The 8962-nt window shown below is 49.3% G+C and carries 12 protein-coding genes; 8 read left to right on the forward strand and 4 right to left on the reverse strand.

What is annotated here, in order from left to right; all coding sequences use genetic code 11:
• Positions 1–4: 4 nt before the first annotated feature.
• Positions 5–1138, reverse strand: a complete 1134-nt coding sequence (locus COV46_08190; protein PIR16506.1) for an ATPase — start codon at positions 1136–1138, stop codon at positions 5–7.
• A gap of 64 nt (positions 1139–1202) precedes the next feature.
• A complete protein-coding gene (locus COV46_08195; GenBank protein ID PIR16528.1) occupies positions 1203–1292 on the reverse strand; it encodes a hypothetical protein in 90 nt (29 codons plus the stop codon).
• Positions 1293–1657: 365 nt separating this feature from the next.
• Between COV46_08195 and COV46_08200 the strand changes: the two genes are divergently transcribed.
• Both COV46_08200 and COV46_08205 read left to right on the forward strand, forming a co-directional pair.
• The gene (locus tag COV46_08200; protein PIR16507.1) at positions 1658–1873 is read left to right on the forward strand and encodes a hypothetical protein; all 216 of its coding nucleotides are present in this window, start codon (positions 1658–1660) and stop codon (positions 1871–1873) included.
• The gene (locus tag COV46_08205; GenBank protein PIR16508.1) at positions 1837–2103 is read left to right on the forward strand and encodes a type II toxin-antitoxin system mRNA interferase toxin, RelE/StbE family; all 267 of its coding nucleotides are present in this window, start codon (positions 1837–1839) and stop codon (positions 2101–2103) included. Before COV46_08200 ends, COV46_08205 begins: the two co-directional genes overlap by 37 nt.
• On the opposite strand, the gene COV46_08210 is transcribed toward COV46_08205, so the two are convergent.
• Positions 2096–3475, reverse strand: coding sequence for a DNA repair protein RadA (locus tag COV46_08210; GenBank protein ID PIR16509.1), 1380 nt, complete (start codon positions 3473–3475; stop codon positions 2096–2098). The two genes, COV46_08205 and COV46_08210, sit on opposite strands and share 8 nt — an antisense overlap.
• Before the next feature lie 165 nt (positions 3476–3640).
• Between COV46_08210 and COV46_08215 the strand changes: the two genes are divergently transcribed.
• The 5 genes from COV46_08215 (at position 3641) to recA (ending at position 7490) form a co-directional block, all read left to right on the forward strand.
• Positions 3641–4030, forward strand: a complete 390-nt coding sequence (locus COV46_08215; protein PIR16510.1) for a hypothetical protein — start codon at positions 3641–3643, stop codon at positions 4028–4030.
• The gene (locus COV46_08220) at positions 4023–4478 is read left to right on the forward strand and encodes a phosphatidylglycerophosphatase A (GenBank protein ID PIR16511.1); all 456 of its coding nucleotides are present in this window, start codon (positions 4023–4025) and stop codon (positions 4476–4478) included. Before COV46_08215 ends, COV46_08220 begins: the two co-directional genes overlap by 8 nt.
• 69 nt (positions 4479–4547) lie before the next feature.
• Positions 4548–5768, forward strand: a complete 1221-nt coding sequence (locus COV46_08225) for a competence/damage-inducible protein A (protein ID PIR16512.1) — start codon at positions 4548–4550, stop codon at positions 5766–5768.
• Complete coding sequence (locus COV46_08230) at positions 5765–6388, forward strand: RNA 2',3'-cyclic phosphodiesterase (protein PIR16513.1); 624 nt, start codon at positions 5765–5767, stop codon at positions 6386–6388. Before COV46_08225 ends, COV46_08230 begins: the two co-directional genes overlap by 4 nt.
• 28 nt (positions 6389–6416) lie before the next feature.
• Entirely contained in the window at positions 6417–7490 is a 1074-nt protein-coding gene (gene recA, locus COV46_08235) for a recombinase RecA (GenBank protein PIR16514.1), read from the forward strand.
• A 77-nt stretch (positions 7491–7567) separates the two neighbouring features.
• Here the strand turns inward: recA and COV46_08240 are convergent, their stop codons facing one another.
• Complete coding sequence (locus tag COV46_08240) at positions 7568–7972, reverse strand: hypothetical protein (GenBank protein PIR16515.1); 405 nt, start codon at positions 7970–7972, stop codon at positions 7568–7570.
• Positions 7973–8075: 103 nt separating this feature from the next.
• Here COV46_08240 and COV46_08245 point away from each other — a divergent pair.
• Positions 8076–8962, forward strand: an 887-nt coding sequence (locus COV46_08245) for an alanine--tRNA ligase (GenBank protein ID PIR16516.1), incomplete at its 3' end; no start/stop codon positions are given.

The raw sequence follows: 8962 nt of genomic DNA on the forward strand, positions 1-8962 counted from the left end.
AGGGTTAGCAAAATTCGCGACCCCATAATTTTTCTAAAAATATGTTCCATGGCAGAATAGTTACGCCGTCAACTTGCCTAGGCCTTTCTTCAAACGAAACAAGGATGAAATGTTTTAGAGAGCTCTCCTCTTTTAAAGCCATGAGCCCTTTGAGATCTCTCTTGGAGATGACGCTCTTTGCCTTGACTTCGATGGCGGCGATATCGTCAAGCACGAAATCGACCTCAAATCCTGAAATGGTGCGCCAGTAACTGATATCGCCCAGCTTATTGTAATCCACAAAGCTCTTCAGCTCATGGAACATGTAAGATTCGAATGCATCCCCATATTCAGGAGAACCCGATTGAAGCCCCTTGCGATGTTGCAGGTACCTTGCCACGCCGATATCAAAAAAATAGAATTTAGCGGTTGAAAAGGTCTTTCTGGTCCTGTTCTTCTTCCACACCTTCACTTCATCGGCTATTAATGTGTCCTTCAATATTTGGTAATACTCCTGAACGGTCGTTCTTGCCACTTGCGCATCGCTACCTATCTCTGTGAAGTTTATCATTTTACCGTTGCTTAAAGCTGCCACTTCCAAGAATCGGCTGAACGAGGGGATATTCCTCACAAGCCCTTCGGACGCTATTTCCTCTTTTAAATAATCACCCGTGTAACTTTCAAGGTCCTCGTGCGGGCTATTTGAAAAATAAATGGACGGTATGGTGCCCGTATCGAGGGCCTTTTTGAGGTTGAACCTCTCTTTAAGCTCTGCCCAAATGAAAGGATGCAGATGCCTTGACCTTGCCCTTCCGCCCAAAAGGTTCGCCCCGCCTCTTCTTAATTTTCTGGCGCTGGAACCTGTCAGCAGGAAATTAACGCCTTTCTCTTCTATTAATCTATGGACCTCGTTTAGAAGTGACGGCAGTTTTTGTATCTCATCTATAATAACGACCTTATTTTCGCCCAGCTCCTGTCCCAGCCTTTCGGGGGACCTGCTCAAAGAAAGAAGAGTGTGACTGTCTAAAAGGTTATATAAAGTGTATTTCGAAAGGGTCTCTTTTATTAAAGAGCTTTTACCCGTTTGCCTTGGGCCAAAGAGAAAATAAGATTTTTCTTTAATAATATCTGACAGTTGCAGTATTCTGGGTATATACATAACGCCTCACTTGTCGTCATATATCATAATATATGACGACTATGTTGTCAATTAAAAGTATTTGTCAATGTGGAGCAAGCATAAAATCTTTGGGAAAGCGTTCTAAATTTCGCTTTACCTGTTCATTAAGCCTTTTCGTGCTTACCCCATATATTTTTGCAAAAGGATCGGACCCCTAGGGGGGGGTATGTTTTTATAGTGTTGCGATGGATGAAGGGATGCTGTTTTATTCGCGTCGTGCAATGAAAGTGGTGTGAAAAAAGGGTCGGACCCTTTGAGGGTGGATGGTGAGGGGCCGAGGGGGAGGGGTTCAAATTAAAAAAAGGCCGCATCAAGGCGCCCTCACTGCCCCGCGCGGCCTTTGGCTTAACTTACTAGCTATGATTACGGCTGTTTAAACTCCTCCGCGCCAATGTCGATTTTTCCATCTGTAAGTCGTTGAGTGTTAAAAACGTCAAATGCGAGCTCATCTGCAACATCGGGCTGACAATATGGAGTGATTAGTTTAAAATTGAGGCCATGAAATCAAAAATAAAAGAGCAGTTTTTGACGGAGGCAAAGGGGCACAAAAGAGCGGTGGTTATTGACATAGACAGCTACAATGATCTTATGGAGGACGTTTTTGACCTAAGAACAGTTGCCGAGCGGAAAAATAATCCAAAGTGTCCATCAACTCATTTTATTCTTAAGCTGAAAAAATGGCATCTTATAAGCTTTTCTTTGATCATGATGTAGAAAAAGATCTAGCAAAAAACCCCAAAGTTGAAGTTCGTAAAGTAATGTTAAAGGTGATGAGACTGCATGAGAATCCTCATCCGCCGCAAAGTTTAAAACTTGAGAGCTCTGATAAAACATTCAGATTGCGTGTCGGAGATTATAGGACGATCTATCAAATCGATGAAGGCCCTAAAACTATAACGGTCTATCGCGTAAGACATCGAAAGGATGCGTACAGATCTAGATAAAACTAAGACACTCTTCCACCGTTGCGACCCCTATCGCCTCCATCCCCTTTGGCGGTTTTACTTTTGTGTTGGACCTAGGCATGAGCACGCGCTTGAATCCCATCTTGCTCGCCTCCGAGAGGCGCATTTCAATTCCCGATACCGCGCGTACCTCGCCCGTGAGGCCGACCTCGCCTAAGATCAGCGTGTGAGGGTCGATGGGCTTATTCTTGAAGCTCGACGTTATCGAGGTGATAATTCCAAGGTCGACCGCCGGCTCATTCACCTTAAGCCCTCCCGCAACGTTCAGAAAGATATCCTGATCGTTCAAATGAAGGCCCACGATCTTTTCGAGCACCGCCACCAAAAGCGCCACACGGCCCGAGTCCATGCCTATGGCCGTTCTTCTTGGTTGAGCAAATCCGGAAGAGGTGACAAGCGCCTGTATCTCAACAAGGACCGGCCGAGAACCTTCGAGCGAGGCCACAACCACAGAACCCGCGGCCCCTTCCGGCCTTTCGGCGAGAAAGAGGCTTGAAGGGTTTAAGACCTCTTTAAGACCCTTTCCCGTCATCTCAAAGACGCCTATCTCGTTAGTTGAGCCGAAGCGGTTCTTGACCGCGCGAAGGAGCCTGAACGGATGCCCGCGCTCCCCTTCGAAATAAAGGACCGTGTCTACCATGTGCTCCAGGACCTTTGGCCCGGCTATCGCGCCGTCCTTTGTAACGTGGCCCACGAGCATGGTAGATGTGCCGGAGGCCTTTGAATAATAAAGGAGCTGGCCGGCCGATTCGCGCACCTGGCTTACCGTTCCCGGTGCGCTCGTTATATTATTTGAATAGATGGTCTGAATGGAATCGACCGCGATGATAGAAGGCTTTAGTTTTTTTATCTCTTCTAAGAGTCGCTCAAGGCAGTTCTCGGTGAGGACGAATATCTCCTGCTGATCGACGCCAAGGCGCTCTGCCCTGAGTTTTATCTGCGGCGCCGATTCTTCGCCGGAGATGTATAGAACTTTCCTTCCTTGCTGGTTTGAAACCTTGCTGGCTGATGTTATGCTTCCCAGCGCCTGCATCACTATCGTAGATTTTCCTATTCCCGGGTCGCCGCCTATGAGAGTTACCGATCCGGGAACAAGTCCTCCGCCAAGGACGCGGTCGAGCTCTCCTATTCCTACCGGCCTGTGCGCGCTCTTGTCCGAGCTTATTTCCGGAAGGGGCGTTGGCGTGAAGTTGGCCGCCGGTGCCATTGAACTGCGGGCAGGTTTTATATCTTCGGATGCGGCCTCTTCGATATATGTGTTCCACTGGCCGCACTCGGGACAGCGCCCCATCCACTTTGGGGACTGGGCGCCGCAGTTCTGACACGAAAATACGGTCGATGATTTTGTCATGAATTGCCCATACTTCTAATAATTGTTCATGTCAACTGACGAAAACTGGACAGTTCTTTGAGATTCCGCCCATGTTTTTGTTGAAATCGTTGAGGAATTTTTCTGGCACCATTTTTGCTATATCAATTCTTGTCTTTTAAAGGGCTCGGTGCTAGGCGAAAAAGAATGAAAGGGGCACATATGACGGAAAAAAAGATGGGTCATATTTTAACCGAGGTCAAATTACTCAGGGACGATATGGTCACAGGATTCGGTAAGGTGGATAAGCGGTTCGATGAGGTGGATAAGCGATTCGATGAGGTGGATAAGCGGTTCGATGAGGTGGATAAAAGATTCAATAAAAATGAAAAGGACATGGCCGAAACCAACAGGCTTGCCCAAAGGGCGAATGTCCTGTTTGAAAAGCTCAACTCAGATGTTCAGCAAATTGCTGAGGGAGTGATCGAGGTCAGGATGATAGCCAGAAAGCTGGATAATCACGAAGATCGATTGGTTGACCTTGAATGGAAGAGCGAGATACATGAAAAGGCCCTTAAAAAGGTGAGTAATGGATAGAGTCATTAAGCTGTTCGCGACCGGCCTCGGCCTTGGGTATCTGCCAAAAGCGCCGGGCACTTTCGGCACCCTCCTTGGTGTACCGCTCTTTTGGGCCCTCGCGGGGTTGCCGCTGATACACTACATAACGTTTCTCATGGTCTTTATCGTTCTTTCATCGTGGATATCAGACAGGGCGCAAGCCCTTTTCGGCGTTGATGACCCAAAGACGGTCGTAATAGATGAGGTGGCCGGTTTTCTGGTGGCCGTTGCCGGGCACCCTTTCGGATGGAAAACGGTTCTCATCGCCTTTGCGCTTTTCAGGGTCTTCGATATCGTGAAACCGTTCCCCGTTAGAACGATAGATGATCGCATGCACAACGGTTTTGGCATCGTCTTGGATGATGTTCTGGCCGGAGTCTATGCGAATGTATGTTTGATTATATTGTCGTCATTGCGAGCCCTTTAGGGCGAAGCAATCCCCTTTGTGAAATCGCGCAATGGAGATTGCTTCGTCACTTACGTTCCTCGCAATGACATGTGTGTTATGAAGATAGCCATAGTAACAACAGGCGACGAGATAATGAGCGGTAACGTGGTAGACACGAATTCCGCGTGGCTCGCCGACAAATGCTGGATGCTGGGCCACGAGGTGGTGTGGCACGGCGGCGTTCCCGACCGCGAAGATGCGATAGGAGAGATGTGCAAACTTGCCGCAGAATATGCCGAAATAGTCTTTGTTAGCGGCGGGCTTGGCGCAACGCTCGACGATATAACGGTTGAGTCAGCCGCAAAGGCCTTCGGCAAAAAACTCATCCTTCACGAAGATATCTGGAACGGCATACAGGCCTTCTTTAAAAAAGTCGGCCGTGAATGCACAGATAACAATAAACGCCAGTCATATATCCCCGAAGGCGGAAAGCCTTTGACCAACAGGGTGGGGACGGCCCCCGGCGTTCAGGTAAAGTTAGGACCGGCCATATTTTTCTTTCTCCCCGGCGTTCCAAGGGAGCTTTATCAGATATTCAACGATTCTATCTTTCCCTGGCTGAAAGAGAAGGCCGGCGAACATATCTATTCGCAAAAGTTCCTGCGATGTTTCGGGATACCCGAGGCCAGTTTTGACGAGCGTCTGAAAGGTTTGGAGCTTGGCGACGTAAGGATGTCGTTTCGGGCCTCGTATCCAGAGGTGAAGATAAAGCTGGTGATCGGTAAAACAGAAGAAGAGCTAAAAAAAACAGAGATGCTGATCAGGAAACGGCTGGGCGATCATATATTCGGCGAGAACGATGATACACTTGAAGCGGTGGTCGGAAAGCTCCTGCAGAAAAAGAAGATGACCCTAGCCGTTGCCGAATCGTGTACGGGCGGGCGGATTGCTAACCTGTTAACCGATGTTCCGGGCGCATCGCAGTGGTTCGAACGCGGCATTATTTCATATTCCAATGTTTCAAAGACAGATATGCTGGGGGTCAAAGAGGAAACCATCAAAGAGCATGGCGCCGTGAGCGAAGAGTGCGCAAAAGAGATGGCCGAAGGCGTTCGTAAGGTTAGCGGCGCTTCTCTGGGCCTTTCTGTTACCGGCGTTGCGGGGCCGTCAGGCGGCACAAAAGAGAATCCTCTGGGCACGGTTCATATTGCCCTTGCAAGCGAAAGCAGAACAAGGCATATAAGTTACTGTCACCCTCGTGAGCGCGACCTGTTCAAGGCGTTGACCTCATATGAGGCGCTTGATCTTGTAAGAAGATATCTATTATGACGAAAATTCGTTCATTCCTCGCATTTGATATTCCGCCCGAGGTGAAACAGAAGCTTTCGCGCCTCATCTCGGACTTTTCCAAGAAAGAGAAGGGAGTGAAGTGGCTCAACGCTTCACTGCTTCACGTTACCATGAAGTTCTTCGGCGATGTTGAAGAAGAACTGCTCATGGGTGACATTGTAGATTCCATAGGATCCGTTACAAGTTCTTGTGCTCCGGTATCGCTTGATTGTCAGGGGCTTGGGGTCTTTCCTAACTGGAAATATCCAAATGTCATCTGGGCGGGATTTTTGGGCGATGTTGAGCTGGTCCTTTCGATGCAGGCAGAACTAGAAAAGGCGCTCGCAAAATATCCCATTAAAAAGGACGATCGGGCGTTCAGACTTCACCTGACCATCGGTCGCGCGAAAGAGTTGAAGAGCACGAGCCTTCTTATGAAGCAGATAAATGAGCTGGGTCCCATCAGCTTTGGCAAGGTGGTGATAGATCATCTTACATTATACAAAAGTGTGTTGACAAAAGAGGGAAGTGTTTATACGGCCCTGAAGAAATTCGATCTAAAGAAGGACGAAGCCAGAAACCGGAAGTCAGATGTCAGATCTCAGACCTCCGACACCTGACATCAAACTATAACAAAGGAGATATTATATGGAAACCGTAACCCAGGCAAACGCGGGGAGCCGCGAGAAGACGATCGGCGTTGCAATAGCAACGATCGAAAAGCAGTTCGGAAAGGGCGCCATTATGCGCCTCGGAAAGGACGACAAGGTAGCTAACGTTGCAACGGTGCCATCGGGCTCGTTGTCACTCGACGTCGCTTTAGGCGTCGGCGGATATCCGCGCGGACGCATCATTGAGATATACGGACCCGAATCAGGCGGCAAGACAACTCTTGCTCTTCAGGCGATAGCAGAGGCCCAGCAACTCGGCGGTGTTGCGGCCTTTATAGATGCAGAGCATGCGCTTGGCGTTGAATATGCGCGCAAACTCGGTGTTAAGATAGAGGACCTGCTTATTTCTCAGCCTGATACCGGTGAGCAGGCACTGGAAATAGCCGAGACCTTGGTTCGAAGCGGTGCCATGGACGTTATAGTGGTCGATTCGGTCGCCGCGCTCGTTCCAAAGAGTGAGCTTGAAGGTGAAATGGGCGACGCCACGATGGGCGCGCAGGCCCGCCTCATGAGCCAGGCGCTTCGCAAGCTTACGGCGGCGGTGGCAAAGTCAAAGACCATCCTCATATTCATCAACCAGATAAGGATGAAGATCGGCGTATTCTTCGGCAACCCCGAAACAACTACCGGCGGGAACGCCCTTAAGTTCTACGCGAGCGTTCGCCTTGATATCAGGCGCACGAGCGCCATCAAGAAGGGAGAAGAGGTCGTTGGAAGCCGCACGCGCGTGAAGGTGGTGAAGAACAAGGTGGCTCCTCCGTTCAAGCAGGCCGAGTTCGACCTTTACTACGGTGTGGGCATCGATAAGGCCGGCGACATTCTGGACCTCGCAAGCGAGCTCGGAATAGTGGAAAAGAGCGGCGCATGGTATTCCTACAAGGGTGAGAAGTTCGCTCAAGGCCGCGATTCGGCGGTCGAGTATTTAAAGGGAAACCCGAAGATGCTGAACACGCTCGAAACGGCCGTGAGGGCCAACTACGGTCTTACCAGGACCGATACTCCGGCAACAAAGGCCGCGGCGCCGGCGCCGGAAGTTAAAAAGACAAAGTAATCGAACATTCTATAGGTAATAAAAAACCCTCCCTGCATCGAAGCGGAGAGGGTTTTTGTTTTAAGATCAAGTAAAGACTACTTTGCCTGTGCGTTCATCTTGAAAGGGATGATTATCCTGTCGCTCGGGTTCACGTTCGTCTTGAATGCGTCGGCTCTTGCCACTCCGAAATATTTATATGTGAGACCGTTGCTGCCGTCCTTCGTGAAAAGTTCGGGGCATTTCACAGGAACCGTCTCGCAGCGGACATTTCCGGAGGAGATGGCCTTTCTTGTGGAGCTCATGGATACCTTCTCGTACCCTTTGTGTCCGAACTTTGCGCAGTAATCGATGGCCTTTTTATCTGCCATCGCCTCGGCCCTCTCTTTTGCCGAAAAATTCACGTTCGCAGGTGTCTGAGACGAATTAACAAGTGTGCGTGCACATGAAGAGATGAGGAACATCATTGCCATGGCGGTCATTTTTGCGTAGGAACTCTTCATTATATTGATATCGTCGGCAGAATTTGAAAATAGTTGCTAGAATAATTCATTTACCGCCCAAAATTCTTGCCTAAAAGGCTTTATTTGTGTAGGTCTTACCGCCATGAGATCATCAGAGCTGAGGGATAAATTCCTTAAATATTTCGAGGGGAACGCCCATAAACGCCTCCCTTCATCATCTTTGGTGCCGGCGAACGACCCGACGCTTTTCTTTACCAACGCCGGAATGGTCCAGTTCAAGGACGTCTTCTTGGGCCACGACAAGCGTGATTGTAAACGCGCCACCACATCACAAAAGTGTATGCGCGTTTCCGGTAAACATAACGATCTCGAACAGGTGGGTTTGACCCCAAGGCATCATACTTTCTTCGAAATGCTCGGCAATTTCTCTTTCGGAGATTATTTTAAGAAAGAGGCCATAGCTTACGGCTGGGAGTTCCTCACCAAGACCATTGGCATCCCCGCCGACCGTCTTTGCATCACCGTATATAATGATGATGACGAGGCAGAAAAACTTTGGCTCAAGCATGTTGAAAAGAACCGCATCTTCCGCCTTGGCGAGAAGGATAACTTCTGGGTGATGGGCGATACCGGCCCATGCGGGCCATGTTCCGAGCTCCATTTTGACCGCGTCCCCGGTTCAAAGGTGACTACAAAGGACCTGGAATCGGACCGATTCATGGAGATATGGAACCTTGTATTTATGCAGTTTGAAAGGGGTAGCGACGGCAAGATGAAGCCGCTTGCCAAACCCTCCATCGATACCGGCATGGGGCTTGAACGCCTTGCGGCCGTGGTCGAAGGCGTGGAAGGGAACTACGAGACCGATCTCTTCATGCCGGTCATCAGAAAAATAGAGAAGATAACCGGCAAAAAATATGAAAGGCAATATGGTGCAGTCACATCCGCCAGCTTAAGCACCGACGCACTAACGCACTTACGAACTGATTTTTCCATGCGCGTCATTGCGGACCATATTCGTGCATCCGC

It is taken from the genome of Deltaproteobacteria bacterium CG11_big_fil_rev_8_21_14_0_20_49_13, from assembly GCA_002796305.1.
Lineage (GTDB): Bacteria > UBA10199 > UBA10199.